The sequence below is a fragment of the Aureibacillus halotolerans genome (assembly GCF_004363045.1).
Lineage (GTDB): Bacteria > Bacillota > Bacilli > Bacillales > DSM-28697 > Aureibacillus > Aureibacillus halotolerans.
This window is the reverse complement of the sequence record NZ_SNYJ01000015.1, coordinates 6327-25897: the sequence shown is the minus strand read 5'-3', so window position 1 is coordinate 25897 and position 19571 is coordinate 6327. Positions and strand designations below refer to the sequence as shown.

15 protein-coding genes are annotated in these 19571 nt (G+C 44.8%); 2 read left to right on the top strand and 13 right to left on the bottom strand.

Going from position 1 to position 19571, the window contains the following annotated elements; all coding sequences use genetic code 11:
• Positions 1–66 precede the first annotated feature (66 nt).
• The 5 genes from EV213_RS15275 to EV213_RS15255 form a co-directional block, all read right to left on the bottom strand.
• On the bottom strand, positions 67–744 hold the full coding sequence (locus EV213_RS15275) for a ComF family protein (RefSeq protein WP_133581431.1): 678 nt from the start codon (positions 742–744) through the stop codon (positions 67–69).
• On the bottom strand, positions 741–2138 hold the full coding sequence (locus EV213_RS15270; protein WP_243740202.1) for an ATP-dependent helicase ComFA: 1398 nt from the start codon (positions 2136–2138) through the stop codon (positions 741–743). Before EV213_RS15270 ends, EV213_RS15275 begins: the two co-directional genes overlap by 4 nt.
• 67 nt (positions 2139–2205) lie before the next feature.
• Positions 2206–3063 carry a DegV family protein gene (locus EV213_RS15265; protein ID WP_133581430.1) on the bottom strand — a complete coding sequence of 286 codons (858 nt, stop codon included), beginning with the start codon at positions 3061–3063 and terminating at the stop codon, positions 2206–2208.
• 862 nt (positions 3064–3925) lie between these two features.
• Positions 3926–4612, bottom strand: a complete 687-nt coding sequence (locus EV213_RS15260) for a response regulator transcription factor (protein ID WP_133581429.1) — start codon at positions 4610–4612, stop codon at positions 3926–3928.
• 54 nt (positions 4613–4666) lie between these two features.
• A complete protein-coding gene (locus tag EV213_RS15255) occupies positions 4667–5818 on the bottom strand; it encodes a sensor histidine kinase (RefSeq protein WP_133581428.1) in 1152 nt (383 codons plus the stop codon).
• A gap of 396 nt (positions 5819–6214) precedes the next feature.
• Here EV213_RS15255 and EV213_RS15250 point away from each other — a divergent pair, with 396 nt between their 5' ends.
• Positions 6215–6847: a YigZ family protein gene (locus EV213_RS15250; protein WP_133581427.1), complete on the top strand. Its 633-nt coding sequence runs from the start codon at positions 6215–6217 to the stop codon at positions 6845–6847.
• Between the two features lie 34 nt (positions 6848–6881).
• On the top strand, positions 6882–7961 hold the full coding sequence (locus tag EV213_RS15245) for an LCP family glycopolymer transferase (protein WP_133581426.1): 1080 nt from the start codon (positions 6882–6884) through the stop codon (positions 7959–7961).
• 755 nt (positions 7962–8716) lie between these two features.
• Here EV213_RS15245 and EV213_RS15240 read toward each other — a convergent pair.
• From EV213_RS15240 to EV213_RS15205, 8 genes are all read right to left on the bottom strand, one after another.
• Positions 8717–10633, bottom strand: a complete 1917-nt coding sequence (locus EV213_RS15240; protein WP_166639348.1) for an N-acetylmuramoyl-L-alanine amidase — start codon at positions 10631–10633, stop codon at positions 8717–8719.
• A 335-nt stretch (positions 10634–10968) separates the two neighbouring features.
• Positions 10969–12039 carry a polysaccharide pyruvyl transferase CsaB gene (csaB, locus tag EV213_RS15235; RefSeq protein ID WP_133581424.1) on the bottom strand — a complete coding sequence of 357 codons (1071 nt, stop codon included), beginning with the start codon at positions 12037–12039 and terminating at the stop codon, positions 10969–10971.
• Complete coding sequence (locus EV213_RS15230; RefSeq protein WP_133581423.1) at positions 12036–13961, bottom strand: DUF5693 family protein; 1926 nt, start codon at positions 13959–13961, stop codon at positions 12036–12038. Before EV213_RS15230 ends, csaB begins: the two co-directional genes overlap by 4 nt.
• A gap of 174 nt (positions 13962–14135) precedes the next feature.
• Positions 14136–15197, bottom strand: coding sequence for a glycosyltransferase family 4 protein (locus tag EV213_RS15225; protein ID WP_133581422.1), 1062 nt, complete (start codon positions 15195–15197; stop codon positions 14136–14138).
• A gap of 81 nt (positions 15198–15278) precedes the next feature.
• Positions 15279–16823, bottom strand: coding sequence for a putative polysaccharide biosynthesis protein (locus EV213_RS15220; protein ID WP_133581421.1), 1545 nt, complete (start codon positions 16821–16823; stop codon positions 15279–15281).
• Positions 16823–17554 carry a WecB/TagA/CpsF family glycosyltransferase gene (locus EV213_RS15215; RefSeq protein ID WP_243740200.1) on the bottom strand — a complete coding sequence of 244 codons (732 nt, stop codon included), beginning with the start codon at positions 17552–17554 and terminating at the stop codon, positions 16823–16825. The genes EV213_RS15220 and EV213_RS15215 overlap by 1 nt, the downstream gene beginning before the upstream one ends.
• A 44-nt stretch (positions 17555–17598) precedes the next feature.
• On the bottom strand, positions 17599–19308 hold the full coding sequence (locus EV213_RS15210) for an S-layer homology domain-containing protein (protein ID WP_133581420.1): 1710 nt from the start codon (positions 19306–19308) through the stop codon (positions 17599–17601).
• Between the two features lie 34 nt (positions 19309–19342).
• A partial coding sequence (locus tag EV213_RS15205) for a hypothetical protein (RefSeq protein ID WP_208112770.1) occupies positions 19343–19571 on the bottom strand: 229 nt, incomplete at its 5' end.

Here is a 19571-nt window from a genome sequence, read left to right as displayed (position 1 = left end):
TATATCGTCCATGTTGTATTGAAGTTTAACGTTTCTCTTCTCGTTTTTTAAAAAGGGACCATCGGCTCATGCACGGATGAGTGTGCAGCTTGCTACCTCCAGAACGCCTGCACCTCGAAGAGTTTTGGCAAATTGATGAACGGTGGCGCCGGTCGTATAGACATCATCAATAATGACAATGCTTTTCGGGAGGTTCGCTGAGAGCAACTTAACCCATGAGCCATCGTCCATATCTAGCCGCTCTACTCGGCCTTTTGCACTTTGTTGCCCTTCTTTATATCGTTCACTTTCAATTATTTTAGGTACCTCCAAAAGCGCCGCAAGTTGATATGCTTGATTAAATTTTCTTTGCTTCCTCCGTTCTTCAGTCAATGGGATAGGCGCGATTGCCTCGGCTTGTGGGAACTGTCTATGAAAAAAGTCCCTCCATTGAGATACAAACAATTGACCTAGAACATAATCCCCTGAAAATTTCCATTGAGACAAATACGACTTCATAAACGCATTGTAACGATATAATGAAACATTTCTCTCTAAAAGGTTCGGATAATGTCGTTCCCAATCTTGGCATTCCAAACACACACCAACCTCATTGATCGCTTTCGCACAACGAATGCAGCCAGCAGTCACCTTTTCAAAAGAAGACTGGCAGTCCTCACAAAGCAAGGAAGGTGTTGCACTCCACCACCAGCTCCAATCAAGCAGTGCGTTGCCTCGTTTTTCACAGAATCCACATTGCCTCATCCAATCAACCCCTCTGCTTTAGCAAGCCGATTCATCTCATGGATGTGTAGGATTGCAGCCTCCATTTCTTTTGTTGTTCCCTCATGAAAAAAGAGAATGTCTCCATTCGGTCGGTCAGCGCTTCTGCCTACGCGTCCGCTAATTTGTACAAGCGCACTTTCTGTAAATACATCCTCATGTGCTTTAAACACGACGACGGCTACGCCCGGTATTGTGACACCACGCTCTAAAATGGTTGTCGTGACTAATATGTCTAACTCCCCACTACGAAACTGCTGTACTTTCGGGATACGCTCAGGGTCTTGGGAATGCACACCTGCGACGTTTGGCGTGACTTGGCGCAAAGCATTGACCATCATAGGAACATCGCCTCGTGTTGGCACAAATAAAAACACAGGCACTTTTTTCTGAAGCCATTGTTTTAGATGCCATTTCAGGCGAAAAGGAACCTTTCCTGCCCGTAATTGCTTGTCTGCTGGCAGCATCCATACTGGTGTCGGAAGCGGGAGAGGATGTCGGTGATAGCGGGCTGGAATTTTCACTGCCTCAAGCCGCCCTTCCTTCAGCTGTTTTTTCATGTCCTTGTCAGGAGTGGCTGTTAAATAAATCTTCGAACTGACTAGTTTAGCCGCATGTTCTGCGGCGTACCGCAGCTTTTGATCAAATGAAAAAGGGAAGGCATCAATCTCATCAATGATCATGATGTCAAAGGCATGATAAAAACGGAGCAGTTGGTGGGTCGTACAAACAATGAGGGGGTGTTGCGCAGCTTGGTCCTCTGTGCCAGCATAAAGCGCAGCGAGAGGTGTATCAGGAAACACGGCTCTTAGCCTCGGAGCAAGCTCCCGAACGACATCAGATCGTGGCGTAGCGATGCAGACACGCTTCTGCAGACGTAACGCCTGTTGAATCCCATGAAATAGCATTTCTGTTTTCCCAGAGCCACACACTGCCCACACACAAATCGTTTTATTGCTGGAGATGGTGTCACAAATGCGCTGACTGGCATGGGCTTGTGCAGGTGAGAGGGATTCACTCCAAGTCATTCGACATTCTACAATCTGGCGTTCTTTGTCCGGTTGTCGTGCTGACCAGCGGAGCAAGGGGGTGCACGTGTCACATCGCCCCATTTGAATACACGCTCGACAGTAAGTGATTGGTCGTTGGCAGCAGGCACAGATGTGACTTGCGAAACGCTCGTTATCTTCGTTTCCGCAACGCTGGCAAACGGGATGTTCATTAATCACCTTTACGCTATCTACAATCGTACTGCTTTGAGGGAGACTCGGCCAAGCAGACAGCTCTGTTGCAAGGTATTGTCTGCCTGCCACAACATCTGTGTGATTTGAGGATTCTTTGGGGAGTTGAAGAGAAGGGCACGTATGAAAGGACAATGACGTCACTCCTTATTTAGTTTAGGGGGATAGCGTGGAAAAGTGGGGTTGGGTAAAAGGCTTTATCTTACTCTTCTTCTACGATGATCGGGCACCAGCCGAAGCCTAAAGCCCCCTCACCTAAATGTGTGCCAATGACGGCACCAAAATAACTTATCATCACTGTGGCTTTCGGAAACATGTTCTTTAACTGAGCTTGATAGTCTTTCGCCTCCTGCGGACGATTGGCATGGATGACCGTAATCGTTAGAGGTTGATCCGCATTAATGTCTTCTTGCATAAGCTGAAATATCCGATCAACTGCCTTTTTTCGAGTGCGAATTTTTTCGTACGGTACAATTTTCGTATCGACAAAATGAAGGATTGGCTTGACTTGCAACATACTGCCCATAAAAGCTTGTGCACTACTAAGACGACCACCCTTTTGCAAGTGCTGTAAATCATCAACTAAGAAATACGCATTCGTTTCTTTCTTTAGTGCCGTAATGGACGAGACGATTTCTTCCGGGGCGATTCCTTCCAACGCCTGCTTTGCCGCTTCGAGGACAAGAAACCCTTGTGGCATACAGCTTACTTCAGAATCAATTGGATAGACTTGAATGCCCTCCACTTGTTGCCCAGCGGTGACGGCAGCCTGATACGTTCCTGAAATACCACTCGACAAATGGATACAGATGACGGAATCATAGGCGTTGGAAAGCTCTTCAAACAACGAGGTGAATGCACCAATTGCTGGCTGAGAGGTTTTAGGGAGTTCCTTTAACTGTTTTACTTTCTCGTAAAAAAGTGCAGCGGTTAATTCTTTTTCTTCTTGATAGCTTTCTCCATCGATGAGGACATTTAGAGGGATTGTGTAAATGTTGTATTTTTCGACAAGCGTATTCGGTAAATACGCTGTGCTGTCTGTAAGAATTGCTGTTGTCATCGAATCTATCACCCGTCCATTGTTCCATACTCAAGCGAATTCATGTTGTATGGTCTTTTTTCACATTGTACATCGTCTAGCAAAAAATTTCATTAAGTCTTGCAAATTCACTCGTTTTGCTTATAACAAGGTACTTTCGATTCGATGTTGCACTTGTGCACTTTAGGGGACAATGAAACAATGAAACCGCGACCGCTTCGTCAAAATACTTCGCGTTCCGCGGGCACGGCTTCAGCTTCCTCGGAGTCTTGCTTTCCTGCGGGATCTTCAGCTCGCGCTGTTCCCGCTGGAGTCTACGTATTTTGACTCCGCTGATGTTTGTTTCTGCGTATATTGTTTTTATTGGTCTCGTATAATGAAGCGCAGGCCGATCAAGGAACACAAGAACGCAGAGATGCTACGATTCTTCGTAATGCATCCAAACGAGTACATGGGCGTTTCCGCAACTTACATACTTAACTGCGTTTGAAGTAAACACCAAACGCATGATAAAGCGAATAGAGAAAAACATCAGCCTTGTTTAGTAAAGTGAAGATACCCATGTCCACTACCTTAAACCTCCAAAAGAAATGAAGCTTCATTTCAAAAGCGATATGTATGAGTAATTTCCTTAAAAAATTTTAAAAGCCATTGCCTTAGCAATAAAAAAGAGTAGCAAATCGACGAGGTCTTATCGAGTCAATGATGCACTTGTACCCTTTAGGATGAAAGCGAGCGTATGTCAGCTTGTATTAAAAGCAACCCCAACAATGAATTTCAGGTTTATCCAATTATATCTAAGTTTTTCTACCAAATTGTAAGGTGCGAAAGTCCAGAACAACAAGAAAAAGCCTCGGTGGTCATCTCACCAAGACTTTCTTTTTTATCGAACGACGACCCAGCCATTTTTTATGGCGACAACAACTGCTTGCGTTCGATCATTCACATTCATTTTCTGAAGGATATTACTGACGTGGTTTTTGACGGTTTTCTCAGAAATGTACAACGTTTCCCCAACAGATCGATTGCTTTTTCCATCTGCTAGAAGCTGGAGAACTTCACACTCGCGACGTGTTAGAATATGTAATGGTCGGCGAATTTCTGCGCCGTCATCTCCGCCAAAAGAACCTACACGTTGCTGAGCAAGCCTGCGATATTCTTTCACAAGATTATGTGTGATCTTGGGATGTAAGTAGGAACCACCGTCACTAACAATTTTGACTGCTTCAATTAGTGTATCGGCATCCATTTCTTTTAACAAATAGCCTGTTGCCCCCGTTTTTAGTGCATGGGTCACGTATGACTCATCATCGTGGATGGACAGAATGATTACCTTTGTTCCAGGGTAGGTCTCAACCAATCGTTTCGTTGCTTCCACACCATTGACTCTCGGCATATTAATGTCCATGATCACGACATCAGGCTTGTACCGTTGGACGAGATCAATCGCTTCATCTCCGTCGTCCCCTTCGGCCACCACTTCAAATGTTCTCTCCAAATCGAGAATTCGTTTAATGCCTTCACGAAATAATTGGTGATCATCAATAATGACTAGTCTTGTCGTCGTCATCAATGCGTCCCTCCTTTATCCTCTAGCAATCAATGATCGAATAAAACGCATCTGTTATTCCTCAGATGCTTCATTCGTTGGTACCATAATGGTGATGTTCGTTCCTTTTCCAAGTGCCGAATGGATGGTCATTTCGCCTTCTAGAAGGTCCACGCGCTCACGCATACCAAGCAATCCAAATGACTTATCATTACGTTCTTCTGGATCAAAGCCTTTGCCATTGTCTTTTACGACAACCATGGATTGTTGATGAGAGATTTCAATTTTGACGTTGATTTCTGTCGCCTCCGCATGCTTGACTGCATTTTGTGTCGCCTCCTGTACTAGACGGAACAAGGCGACTTCCAAGCGCGATGAAATGCGACGTTCTTCCCCTAAATTCCGGAAGTGAATCGTCAGTTTATTGTATTCCTCAATCGTGGCCAAATACCTTTTTAATGTCGGTATTAAGCCGAGATCGTCTAAAGCCATCGGTCTAAGATCATAAATAATGCGTCGAACCTCATACAAAGCAGATCGAACCATCTGGCGCAAATCCCTAACCTCTTTTAACGCTTCCTCTGTGTTCCGCTCTTTAGCAATGCGATCAATCAATTCGGAACGCATCATCACATTGGCAAGCATTTGAGCTGGACCATCATGAATTTCTCTTGAAAGCCTTCGTCGCTCATCTTCCTGTGCCTCAATAATTTTGAGACCAAAATCTTGTTTTTGCTTGGCATCGGCAATCATCTCACCGACTTGCTGAAAGCTGCCCGTAAGATAATTAAGAACGACCGTAATCTGACTCCCGAGAGCTTCTGCTCGTTCGACGGTTTTTCTAAGATTCATAATCCTGCGATCAAGATCATCTCTTCGTTCTCTAAGCTGTTGTTCCTTCTGTCGGTTCATCGTCAGATTCATTTGCAAATTGTGAGCTCGTTCGTAGGCCTCACGAACTTCGGATTCTGAAAAGCGCTTGAAATTTTTACTGACTTCGGATAAACGCATGCGAGCAAGCTTTGTATGCGCCTCTAAGCGATCGCCTTCATCAATAATATCATTCAATTTTTGTCTTGTTTCAAGGCTTTCTTTTTTTAATTGCTCAAACTCCTGACGTGAATGCTCTCCAATATGAAACACTTCATTTTTGCTACTATGTACGGTTTTGACCATTCGGTCTACAACAGTATCCAGTACTTTCACGTCAATCTTTTTGGGACACATTGAATACCTCCGACTGATACCGACAGAACGTCCGTTCATAACTTTCGCCTAGTGTCGGTCGATTTCGACAATAGTAATGGAATTGTAACATATTGTTTATTGGTTTGTATCCACTTTGCCGCAAAACCATTCTATTGACTCATAAATATGCGAATTTCATCATTCTACCTCAAGGTGCAAAAAGCTTAGACCTTTCTAGAGATTTTTTACTGTGTCAATTTTCCAATGCGTAAGACACTATTCAACTTCTTGTTTTTAGTTTCATTCTCAAGACAGTGACTGCAAAAGCCGATATGGTATAGGAGACCCTGCATATGAAAAGCATGCAATTTAATGCAAAAAGGGAATCAAATGCGATACTATATAGAGAAAGTAGGGTTTGGGAGGCTTTTTGTAGTGTTATCTCATTATTATACAGTAAAATCGGAAGGCGAACATGAAATCATCATTCAAAAATCGAGATTTATTGGATCTTGTCGACGCGTGGAATCTGCTGAAGAGGCGATCGACTTTATTCAACAAAAAAAGAAGCAGCATGCAGCAGCAACACACAATTGCTCTGCGTACCTCATCGGTGAAAACGATCTGATCCAAAAAGCCAATGATGACGGTGAACCATCTGGAACAGCAGGTGTTCCAATGCTTGAAGTATTAAAAAAGCAACAGCTGAAGGACACTGTTGTTGTGGTCACTAGATATTTTGGAGGAATCAAGCTAGGAGCAGGTGGCCTCATTCGTGCTTACGGAAAAGCAGTGAGTGAAGCCCTTCTTCATACCGGTGTGGTGAAGCGAACGTTAATGACAATTGTCCAAACAGACATAGAGTATTCCTTATTAGGAAAGGTTGAAAATGAAGTAAGACAATCTCCTTATCCTCTTAAGCAAATGGATTATTTAGAGAACGTTCGCATACAGCTATATGTAGAACAGGATGCCTTTCCACAATTCCAAGAGTGGATGACGGAGCTAACGAATGGTCAAGGACAAATTTCGGTCATCGGAAGCGAATACCTGGAAGAAGATGCTTAACGAGGAATTTTGACACATGAAAAGGAGTAACCACATGATGAATTCCAGGCATGGGAACCGGAGCAAACGAAAGAAAAAGATCTGGTTTCTCATACTAACCCCTATTCTCGTTATAGGAATTGTTGCCACGTCTTACGCGGTCAGCGTAAGCATGTCAGCAAAAGAGGCCGTAAACAATGCACAACAAGAAATTGAGGGGCGAGAGACCACCAATAAATCAGAACTAAGAGAAGAAGTCGTTGATCCTAATGTAGACAACATTTCAATTCTGTTTATGGGCATTGATGACAGTACAAACCGTGGATACGGCGCCTCACACGCTCGAACAGATGCCCTTTTGCTTGCTACATTCAACGAAACTGATAAATCGGTCAAGGTCGTTAGCATTCCCCGTGACTCCTACGTTGAGATCGTGGGTCGTGACTTTTATGATAAAATTAATCACGCGCATGCATTTGGCGGCATTGATATGACGGTCAACACTGTTGAGCAATTTCTTGATGTTCCAGTGGATTATTATGTTCGATTAAACTTCAATGCGTTTATGTCTATCGTCAATACACTCGGTGGTGTAACCGTTGATGTTCCTTTTGAATTCACTGAGCAAGACTCAGAGGATGTCCAAGGCGCCATTACACTCCAAGAAGGACTTCAACAGCTAAACGGTGAGGAAGCCTTAGCCTTTGCCCGTACTCGTGTCGACAGTGATTATCAACGAGGCATCCGCCAGCAACAAATTATTGAAGCGATTATCAAAAAATCCATGAGCTTTGAATCATTAACAAAGTTCGATGATGTGTTTGCAAGTATCGGAGACAATTTAACGACCAATATGAGCTTTGATGAAATGATGTCCTTTCATGATTATATTTTGTCTGGGTCAACCCCAGAAGTAGAGCATCTTACCTTGATAGGAGAAGCGACGTATATCCGCAACAACGCGGGACAGGACATCTATTATTACAAGGTACAAGATCAATCTCTTCAAGAGGTCAAAGATTCGCTTCAAGCGCACTTGGATTTGAATGATACCACCTCCCCTTCCACAACGCTAACACAGCCTGGAAGTTCTGATGCTGATGGGTCTCAAACAAACGAGATCCAACTACAATAGTTATTTAAATAGCTCGGTACTTGTTGGGACTCGTGAAAAGATCATTAAGTCTCGCTAGTGGCTGCTTTTGATTTCTACGCGGAATCGTTTCATTTCTGCTTTTTTAAATCCACCTCTACTTCTACTCTACGAAGCAGATGATCTTCGTGCACAAGGTGATTTAATTCTGCTTGAAACGATGCACATACTTGTCTTGTTTGGTAAATACGCAGAAACAAACTTCAGCGTAGTCAACATACGTAGACTCTAGTGGGATCAGTGCGAGCTGAAGATCCCCTCGGAAAGCCTGCTTTTCCGAGGAAGCTGAAGCCGTGCCCCACAGTAAAGAATACACGATGAGGTACTCTCGAATCGATGTTGACCTTATACCCTTTAGGGTGCAAGCGAAGTATTTTGACGGAGCGGTCGTCATTCCCGTGCACCTCAGTGCATCATCGATTCGAAACTCGTGAATACAGGGGTGTGAGCATTGGCACCTTTAAATTTCCTGAGTACACAAGATGTCAATAGAACTATCTCAAATTGCTTCAACTCAGACACAGTCAACATGAAAAGTGTTTTTTGCTCTGCAAAAGTTGAGTTCATAAATAAAAACGCATCTATTGATAGCAATATCAATTAGATGCGTTTTTTTGTAACAACATAAATGTGAAGTGTGTACTGCATTGATGAAGATACCAACCTGGCCACACCCCACTCATAGCACAACAAAAAGGCCATCCAAGAAGTCTTCGTGACTTCGGACAGCCTTTTTGTTATTTATAGTACGCTTGTAATGTTTTAAAGAGCGCGTCCGCTGCTTTTTCACGGAACCAATCCTGTTTGAGTAAGTGTTCTTCATTAGGATTGGACAAAAACGCTACTTCAATAAGAATGGCAGGGATATTGGTTTCACGAATGACGTGAAAGCTCTGATCTTTTGAACCACGATTATGGGTCCCTAACTCAGACGATAAATAATGAATGGCCAAGTCAGACATCTTCTTGCTTTGTTGCCAGCTTGGGTTCTCTCCTGAATGATAAAAGGATGTTGACCCATGTGATGTCGCACTAAAAGAGTCAGAATGAATGCTGATAAACGCATCTCCACCATTTTGGTGAGCAATATCAACACGACCAGAAAGCGATACATACGCTCCATCAGGTCTTGACTCAATGACCGTTGCACCTGCTGCCTCTAGCTTCGCCTTCAGCTTCTTAGTCACATCAAGGTTTAATGTTTTTTCCAGTAAGCCTGTCACACCGGTTGCGCCATTGTCTCGTCCACCATGACCTGCATCCAGTACAATTTTCTTCCCACTTAGTCCACTAGGAAGAATGTCCAGTTGAACATCTCCACCTGAGTGCCGAACGACATAATGATACCCAGGAGCCAAAATGACTTGAATTTGTTTCCCATAGCTACCATCCGTTGTGTTCACACTTTTAATTCCAGGGTGTTGGAACGGGAAGCTACCAATTGAATTCGCATTCGTGCTAATCGCAACACCGTTGTCTGTCATGATTTGGCGGGTGTTTACATTGCCTTGCTTATGCCAAACAAATGTTGTCCGACCATTGCCGTCAATTTTTTCAGGAGCACTGAGGAATCGAATCAGTTCGCCGTTTTTGTAAAGTGTCACATACCCTGTGTGCACCCATCCAACGAGGCTGCCTGATTGAACCTTCGCCCATGTATCGTTCATCTCAAGGACTTTTGCTTCTTGCCCCTTCGTTAGTGCACCAAGTTTTTGGCTACTTGCACTTCCGCTGCTGCGAACATTGAGGGATGTCGCGGTTACTTTTAACGTCATACCACTTACCTCAGGGGACTGTGATGCGCTAACAGCTGAGCTATGAATATACCCTTTTTCACCGTTATACGATACATAGAGCCAGTTTCCATCATTTTTAAGCACATCCACTTTCGCCCCTTTGTTTAACGTCGCTAAAGTGGAAGAGCTAGCAATCGGAGTCTTTTTTAGCTCTGTTCCGTTTGCCTGGATGGTATTAGTCATGATCGGGTTCGGTGTGTCCGATGGGTTTGGTGGTGGCGTATTCGAATTTTCGTTTCGTTTAATCGTCACCGACTGGGTATCTTGATCCCAATGGACATTCGCGCCGAATGCCTCGGAGAAAAAGCGCAACGGAATTAACGTATAATCATTCTGGATGCTAGGTGCTATCGGCGTTGTGACCGTCTCACCTGCAACGTTGACCTTTGTCGAACCAACCGTCATGATGACTTTCTTGCCGTTGTCTTTGGCAAATACCTGACGTGTGTCATTGTCCCAACGAACAGTGACTCCAAGCGCTTCTGAAATCACCCGAAATGGAACGAGCAAGTGATTGTCTTTCATCACAGGAGTCGTCGGCGGCTTTACGGCCTTGCCATTCACAGAAATCGCAAATGCACCACTCGTTTGATTGGCTACACTGATATACGCCTTGTGAGCGAACGCTTTTTGGCCATTGTATGTAATTTCTAGCCAATCATTCTGTTTCCCTGTGACTTGAACCTGATCACCATTTTGCAACTTTCCTAGCACTGAACCGTCCAGTGAAGGAGCCGACCGGACATTGAGGTTGTTGCCAGTCACCGTTCCTTTTTCAGCAGCGTCAGCCTGACCAGTGAACAAAAACACTGCAAGCACAACCAAAAAGGCTTGTAGAATTCTCCTACTCTTCCCCATCCTTAAACCTCCAAATTGCATAATTCCCGCACATCATCCTTTTCCATTTTTCTCTCTGTTGAAATGAAAGAAAGATTCCTTCTTCTCTCCTGTTAAAGGCCTTCGAACAATTGCACCACCATACAATGATCATTAGACGCTATTTACAGTTTTTTTTTATGAAGGTCAACTATTGTCGTATGTGCGAAGATGCCGTTTCCTCTTTTAAATGTAAGGCTAAACGATGAAAAATTCAAGATAAATTAGGGAGTAGCGTCGAATTCTGTCAGTGTATCCAATTATAAAAACGCCTGATGACTGTTCCAGCAGTCATCAGGCGATTCATTACAATTTCATTACGTGCGCATGGCTCCAAGCGCCTTCGTTGCTGTCTCGTCAGCAAGTGTTTTCAACGACAATGTGACCTTTTGCAGTTCACTCGTTGTATTTGGATCATTTAATTGTTTCACAGTCATCATGTAAAGTTGCTCTGCTGTCCAAGCATCATTGACGTGTCCGATGATTGGCTGTTTTACTTGTTGGCAGAATGCATCAATTTTCGGGTCGTAGCTGACACCAATGAAAGGTGTGTCTGCCGCTGCTGCAAAAATTAATGCATGAAGCCTCATGCCGATGAGCAATGTGCTATCGCGAACCATCGCAAGCTTTTCTTCCAAAGATGCATCATGTGGAAGCATAATCGCCGCATTCGTCATTTTTTCTGCAAGCGCCTGACTTGTTTTCAAATCATGTTCGCCATGAACAGGAAGCAATGCGATTGCATAGCCATCACTGTGCAGGCGATCAAGCACCTCAGCGATTTTGTCCAAATAAGGCTCTTCTGATGACCAATCACGCACAGATACAAGAATGACCTTCTGTTGTATTTCCATTGCATGAAAGGCATTAGGGAACGTACTCTTCGGTTTCATGCCCAGCACAGGATCTGGAACGATGTCAATTGGCTTTTTCACACCTATGGAGCGAAGAAGATCACATGAACTTTGATCTCGTACGGTAATGAGTGCTGCCTTCTTCATCACACTTGCACTAATTCGCTTAGAAGGCAAACTATTGAGCGGTCCAATGCCTTGTGCATAAATAACAATTGGCTTTTTAGCAATGGCAGCGAGCATCATGATACCGGCATAATACGGGACTGTTTTTGCACTTGTCACATCCTGCAACAAGCTCCCGCCCCCGCTAATGAGTCCATCACTAGCACGAATGGCTTTGAAGACATCTCTAATTTTCCAGCGATTAATCGCTTGAACACCGTATTCAGCGGCCGTTTTTTCCGGCTGATTCGAAAGAACAGTGATGTCCACATTTGGCTGCTGCTTTCTTAGTGCATGGATAATTGAGTAGAGGATCGCCTCATCCCCCATATTGTCAAAACCAAAATACCCTGACATGACGATCTTCATCGATTCCACCTCGGCAATAAAAAGCGTTTATACCCCTTCACCGCAAGCTTCCATACATAAATCAGTGCAAGACCAATGAGGAGGCCAAACACGAGCCCATAAACCACTCGCAAGAACGAAAGCCCGAGTGGAATATGCAAATGGGTAAAGGTGTTTACGAGCGACATAAAGCCAATGACCGCTCCAATGTAAAGCACGTTCGCCAATCGGTGCCCTTTCATCACTAGGTACATCGCAAAGATAAAGATTGGGTAGCCGATGAGGAACTCCTTCGTCCTCGGTCGAACGTACAATAGACTTTCCAGTGCCGCACGAATTTGCAGCTCAATGCCACTCACACTCGCGCTGTTCCCACTTCTCATTAAGTAATAGGAAAGAGCGGCAGCGATAACAACGAGAATGACGACCTGATAATAGCGTACCGGCTCTTTAAAATACCCGAACCAAGAGCGGTTTTTAAAGAGCAAGTATAGAGCAATGAGAACAATTGGAGCGACATAAAGAATTTTGACCCCACGGAACTCATCAATCTTCACTAAAAATTCATTGCCGTACAATAAAACAACGATAATCCATGAGCCAGCCAACGCCAATCCGGCTGCAATGACGTAGCGCAAAATAAGGTCCTTCTTGTCTTTCACATTTAACGCTTGTCCTACAGCGGCAACCGGGACAATCATCCCAACGAATAGTGCGAGTGCCTTGGCAATTAAACCAATGTCGAGGACTGCCCAAGCTGCACCGCCAAGCACGATGCCCGCAATACCGATATAAGCAAGTGTTTTATTAAGCTCTAACAAGAGTAATCCTGTTAATGCTGCAATGGCGAGCACCGTCGCTAGCTTTGCCCAAATCGGCTGTGAAATCTCCGCAAAAGGCTGTGCTTTGCCGTGCTCAAATTGATCAGGAATCGCCTGATGAATTCCACGAATCGTGTTCGCCGAATTCTGCAGCATGCCTTCTGGTGTCAAGGAACCTGCCTCAAGCTTGCCTGCATCGAACATATTAACGAACAACACGCGCATATTTCGTTCCTTAACCCCCCGCGCAGCTCGTTCAATGTACGACTCTGGCGGCCGATTATCGTAAAGGTCGAGGCTATGCAAACGAAGCACGCGATTTCCTAATTCATATCCATACGTTTGAAAACCTTCTTGATCATAAAATTCAATTTGCAGAACGCTGAAGCCCTGCTCTTTGAAAAAGTCCGTATATCTCTCCAATTCATCTTCTTTCTGGCTATCATCGCCATTGTAAACAGGCTGCTGCTTCGGCATGCCTAGCACCTTTTCGCCTGTAAATAGCACTTGATCGGCTCCATACGTCTCGCGAATTTGAGCCATTTGATCAATCAAATCATTATTGTATTCATCGACAGCGTTGCTAATACGAAGCACGATGCCAAACCCTTCTGATTTCAGCTGATCAATACGCTCCATATTGTAAGTAATCGGCTTTTCCGTTTGCCATTGGCCGCCCTCAATGAAATAAAGAGGTTGTCCATCTTCATTCGTGTAAGTGGTTTGCTGAATGTTCGGTCCAAACGCGGCGATGGTCTGTTCAAACAATCCGTCATTGCCCTCTGTCGGTGCTATAAAAAAGCCTGTTGCGTTTTGGAACTCCAATGCAGCATCGGGATGCTCCTGCACAAAAGCATGTTTATCGTAATAAACAAGAGCCAAGCTATTTGCGAGAGAATCAATCGTCTCCGGTTCAACCGCAAAGGCATGCACACCTGCATTCTTTAGATGATCCATTACTTGTTGCTCTTCTAAGCCCCAGTTCTCAAATCCTTGCAAATGCAATTCAGGAACCACAACTTCGTATGTATCATTCGCTTGTTCAACACTAAATCGTTCATAGATAAACGGAGCAGTAGCGAGCACTCCAAGAACAAATACGATGAGTAGTAGTTTTTTCAACAGCCTTTACACTCCTTCAAATTGCTTTCATTGACTTACATTCAATTCCATCATATCATATTTTTTTGCTAGGTCGGAACGCCATTTTTCCATTCAAAAAGGCATCTGCTATAGCAATGCAGATGCCTAATAAATTCGTCAGCCTCTATGGCATTCCTACCATTTTAAGATGTGCTAGCCCTGACGTTTTGTCGCCATTCTCCGGAAGAAATTGAGAAGTGGCTTGTACGTATCACTTACAAGACCTACACCTTCTGCGACCAATTGAATGGCAAGCAAGAGAACAACGACGATTCCAATAGCCGCCCAAAGTGTAGATGTGGCTTGTGAAAACATAATGGCTGCTAATCCAAATATCGCTGCCATTGCGTAAATAACGAGCACCGTCGTCCGATGAGAAAGCCCTAAATTCAACAGACAGTGATGCAGATGCGATTTATCTGGCGCTGAGAGTGGCTTTTTATGCACCACACGGCGAATGATTGCAAAGAACGTATCAGAAATCGGCACGCCTAGCATAATCACTGGCACAAGCAGCGAGAAAAACGTAATGTTCTTAAAGCCGAGGATCGCAAGCACTGAGATCATAAAGCCTAAAAACAAGGCGCCTGTATCCCCCATAAAGATTTTTGCCGGATGGAAGTTGTACACTAAAAAGCCGAGCGTGCTTCCCATAAGTAAGAAACCGAGCATTGCGACGAAGCTGTCCCCCATAATAATGGCCATTGTCGATACAGCGATCAATACGATACTCGAAACTCCTGCTGCTAAACCGTCCAATCCATCAATTAAATTAATGGCATTCGTAATACCGACGATCCAGAGCAATGTAAACGGAACACTTAACCAACCTAGCTCCCATAGTCCTACGAACGGAAGATCAATGTACGTAATTTGGATGTTGGATAGGATCACGACGGCTGCGGCAGCGATCTGTCCGAGAAGCTTCCATTTAGCCGCTAGCTCTATCATATCGTCTAGAACACCAGTAACAACAATAATGGTTGCACCGATGAGAATCGGCCAGAGGATCGATTTATCTGGCTGAAAGAACAAAAAACCAATAATAAAACTAAAGAAAATCGCAAGTCCACCTAAGCGCGGCATCACTCGTTGATGCACTTTGCGTTGGTTCGGTTTATCCACAGCACCAATAGCCAACGCGAGCTTTTTTACTAAAGGGGTTAAAAGAACGGATGCAATAAAACAACTTAGGACTGCCATAATTTCAATCATTAAAAGCCAACTCCCTGGTTCGATCAATAAATAAATGAAAGTAGTCAATTCTGTGTATAGGCATTCAAAGACATTCTTAGTTTACTGGTTTCTTTGCGCAAAAAACCTGCCAATGTATGGCATTGCAGCAAATTCCTCACGACGTAGTGCTTTTCCACCAATAACAAGACCTGCATACACCATCGCGCCAATTGGTACAGCGACGATGACATAGAGCAAAGCGGCGCTTCTCGACGATAGCTCGAGCAGTAGCCAAGGGGTCGCAATCACCCCACTCATTACAACGCTCGCCGCAAAACAAACGATCGGTGTTCGCCACTGAATGTCATGTGGCAACACAGTTCGAGCTATTATAGCATTAATTGCCCAAATGAGCATATAAATAATCGTTGTCGCTGCTGCCGCACCTTCAATGCCCCAACCTTGCACGAGCAAGCTATTCATGACTGCCTTCGCAACGACAGCAAGCAAGATAATGACCGCTGCTGCTTTTGCCCTATTTAACCCTTGGAGGATGCCTGTAGTTAATACAGAAAACGATGTGAATAAAGAACTTATGCCCAGCAGTGCAATCGCCGTGCTTCCTTGATTGTCAGTAAATAAGGCGATATTAATCGGCACTGCAAGCGCGGCAAGACCTAACGCAGCTGGCCAACTGACAAGATGTGCCATTTTTAATGACCGAGCTACGACACTTTTCGCCTCGTCCTGTTTCTTTTTGACCATTGCCTGAGTGATCCTCGGGATTAATGGTAGGATAATGGCGCTTGAGAAAACGGTGGCAATTTGCACAAGCGTTACGCCACGGCCATACAAGCCATAGAGCTTTCCAGGTTCCCCAGAGAGTGCGTTAGGAATCGTCAACGAATCAACTAAATTGAGCAACGCCATCGTCAACGTCCCAATTGCCACTGGGATCGATAAGCTTAAAATTCGCTTTCCCCATGACACAAACGTATCCATAGAGTAGGGTGTTGACACCTTTGGTCGGTACGGTGAACGCTGAAAAGTCACTCGCAAATACACAAGAGACACGAGAACACCTGCCACCGAACCATACATGACATACCCTGCTAACGTTTGATCCTCTGTTTGCAGCTGAACAAACACATAGGCGACAACAAGCGTGACACCTGCACGGATACATTGCTCGAACACTTGAGAAAATGCGGTTGGACGCATCTCGTCGAAGCCTTGAAAAAATCCGCGATACACCGCCATATAAGGAGCCAAAAGCAAGGTAACAGAAACAATCGCCAATGCCATTTGAGCGGTTTCGTTCCAAAACCAAGAGGCAAGGGCGCCTGACATAAAATACATGAAGGTAAAACTAATGATCCCGAAGCAAGCTGCTAGTATGGATGACGTGAGAAATATCGCTCGAATGTTTTCCTCACTCTTCTGTGCCCGGGCTTCCGAAATTAATTTTGAAATGGCGATCGGAATGCCTGCCACTGACAAAATTAATGCGACCATGTAAAAAGGGTACACAAAACGGAAGATACCAAACACTTCATCCCCCGCAATATTTTGCAACGGAATTAAAAAGACACTGCCGAGAATTTTAGAAATCAACGTCGCGACAGTGATGACGATAGCACTTTTTAAAAAGGATGGAGGCGCCATTATGCCCTCCCTCCTTTATGTTCTTTTCTTACAGTGGTGATGAACTTCGGCAATGCCAGCATTCGTCGCCACCTTGAAGGCTGCTTGCAAAGGCGGTAGAACCATTCAAGATTCGCTTTTTGAAAGATTGCCGGCGCCCGCTCAACCTTACCAGCGAGGACATCAAAGCTTCCACCGACACCGATAAACACGCCTTGATCAACCGCAGGAAGCGTTTGTACAATCCATTCCTCTTGACGTGCCATGCCTAATGCCGCAAGCACAAGATCCGGCTTGGCCTGTTGAATATCAGCTATAATCGTTTGATCATCAAGCTCAAAAAATCCGTTGCGATAGCCGACGATTTTGATGCCAGGGTAAAGCTCTTGCACTTTTTCAACAGCCCCGACAATGACTTCTTCCTCTGCCCCTATCATATAAACGGACCAACCTCGCTTGGCACAAAGAGCGAACAGCTCATGCATCATGTCATACCCTGCCACGCGCTCTGGCAATGGTTGTCCAATCATTTGCGCGGCCTTCACAACCCCAATGCCATCTGCCGTAATATAGTCCGCCTGTTGAATGCAACGCTGAAAATCAGGCTTGTCTCTTGCTTGCATGACAATTTCCGGATTCGCCGTGACAACAAAGGTTTTTTGCTGCTGTTCTAAACGCGATTCAAGCGCACTCACCATCTCCTGCATCGTTGCTTTTGCAAACGGCACGCCTAGTATACTGACTGTCTCCAATGTTCCACCTACTTTACCCAATTCAACACTTTACTTTATTCGTTTTATTGCGAAATCATGTCCAACTGATGAATATCCTTTTCACCCATCACTTTGTCTGCACGATACATATAGCCAGCAATTTTTTGACCCCAATAAGGATCAGACGCGTAAACCACATTCATGCCGCCATTTTTATTGCCTAAGTACCCTCCGTTGTAGTAAGTTCCCTCTGCATCCGTTAAGTAGTTTTCAGAAATATACTTGGCAGCAAAATCAATGTTTGCTTCTACTGATGGAAACGCAAGTGCGTTTTCCCCTGGATTGACATCATAGGCACGTAGTCCGTAAAGATTGTTTTTTTCCTGTGCAATCTGACTAAAGCCCCATGCACTTTCATGAATCGCATGAGCAAGCAAGTAAAGCGCGTTTACATCATACGTCTCTTCTGCATCTTTAAAGAATTCACCAAGACCAATCAGTGGTGAATCGGGGCGCTGTGAAGCGACATACTCATCAAGCTCTTCTGCTGAATACGATGTTGTCGAACGTAACGGCATATAGGAAAAGTATTGGCGATACGTCTCGTCTTCAAACGTTGCACCATCCCAGCTTTGTATCTGCTCGCCTTCATCAAAGAATGACGGCGCTTCTCCGTACAAATAGGCTTCATATTTATTGTTCACGTAAATATAATGCCACAAAAAGCCATCTCGTTCCTTATAGTAGGACTGTCCTGGGATCAGCTCTGTTGGCAAAAGCGCGATATCGCTTGCGTTCACCGAGCCCTTTAATCCTTGAAGCATCACATGGACACGTTCTTGTCCAGACTCAAGCAGCTTCATCTCAGTTCCTGGAGCGACATAAGTCACCTGCTGTCCACCAAGGGCAACATCGTCTTCTTCCTCACGATAGATATACGTTAGACCTTTGCTGACGGCTAAGCCGTCGGCAATCCAGACGATTTGGTCTCCTTTATACAGAACATCCGCGTCTTTGTCTCCTAGAAGCTCAAGTGCTTCTTCCCACGAATTCACTTCATCAGAAAACTGTGGCTGCCCTTCACTATCAAACGTCGCAGTTCGGTACGCATCTGAAGACGTTTCAGGGGGATCAGGCAATTCCTCCTCAGGAGTAACAGGTTCTTCTGGCGGTGTAATCGGCTCTTCTGGTTCAGGTAGCTCTGCAACAGCAATGGCCTCAAGCATGCGGTGAATAAATGTTGCAGCTTGACCACGTGTCGCCGAATCCTTTGGTCTAAACATGCCATCCTTGCCGCCGGCCACAATTCCCAGCGCGACTGTATGACGGACGTTTAATGGATAAAGGATGTCATCCTTGTCCAAGAAAGTAAGCTCTGCCGCCTCTGGGTCAATATCTTTATATTGAACGGCACGATCTAACATAACGGCCATTTCTTCTCTTGTAATGAAACGTTTAGGGTCAAATAGGTCATCACCAATCCCACGAACAATTCCCGCTTCCGCGGCTGCGCCAACCTCATTATAAAGAGGGTGTTCCTCAGACACATCTGTAAATGTAGCTTCACCTTTGGAGAGCGACAACGAGCGGCTCACAAACGCCGCAAATTCAGCTCGTGTCACATTTTGATCTGGCTTGAACTGGCCATTCCCATAGCCGTTCATGATTCCAGCTTCCTCTAGATCACGAATCTCCACTTCAAAATAATGACCTGACACGTCATCGTTGGCTGCTCCAGCGTGTACTGGGACAGCAAGCACTAGCCCTGCCGCCAATAGCCATGTTTTTTTCATTCTTTTGTCACCCTACCCTATGCATAGTCATTCTTCAGGCTGGTGAGAAACGCTCGCTTTCTTCGTTGCTTTGCCTCGTTCGGTGCTCATTGCCCGTGTGGCAACTCCGCGCCTCTCTTGGCTTCGCGCCTCGAAAGACAAACGTTTTCATCCAGCCTGATGGTGTTTGGTGAGAAACGCTCGCTTTCTTCGTTGCTTTGCCTCGTTCGGTGCTCATTGCCCGTGTGGCAACTCCGCGCCTCTCTTGGCTTCGCGCCTCGAAA

Coding starts and splice junctions, on each gene's coding strand:
- EV213_RS15275 (WP_133581431.1), bottom strand. CDS start 744: ATGAGGCAATGTGGATTCTGTGAAAAACGAGGCAACGCACTGCTTGAT.
- EV213_RS15265 (WP_133581430.1), bottom strand. CDS start 3,063: ATGACAACAGCAATTCTTACAGACAGCACAGCGTATTTACCGAATACG.
- EV213_RS15260 (WP_133581429.1), bottom strand. CDS start 4,612: ATGACGACGACAAGACTAGTCATTATTGATGATCACCAATTATTTCGT.
- EV213_RS15255 (WP_133581428.1), bottom strand. CDS start 5,818: ATGTGTCCCAAAAAGATTGACGTGAAAGTACTGGATACTGTTGTAGAC.
- EV213_RS15245 (WP_133581426.1), top strand. CDS start 6,882: ATGATGAATTCCAGGCATGGGAACCGGAGCAAACGAAAGAAAAAGATC.
- EV213_RS15240 (WP_166639348.1), bottom strand. CDS start 10,633: ATGGGGAAGAGTAGGAGAATTCTACAAGCCTTTTTGGTTGTGCTTGCA.
- csaB (WP_133581424.1), bottom strand. CDS start 12,039: ATGAAGATCGTCATGTCAGGGTATTTTGGTTTTGACAATATGGGGGAT.
- EV213_RS15225 (WP_133581422.1), bottom strand. CDS start 15,197: ATGATTGAAATTATGGCAGTCCTAAGTTGTTTTATTGCATCCGTTCTT.
- EV213_RS15220 (WP_133581421.1), bottom strand. CDS start 16,823: ATGGCGCCTCCATCCTTTTTAAAAAGTGCTATCGTCATCACTGTCGCG.
- EV213_RS15210 (WP_133581420.1), bottom strand. CDS start 19,308: ATGAAAAAAACATGGCTATTGGCGGCAGGGCTAGTGCTTGCTGTCCCA.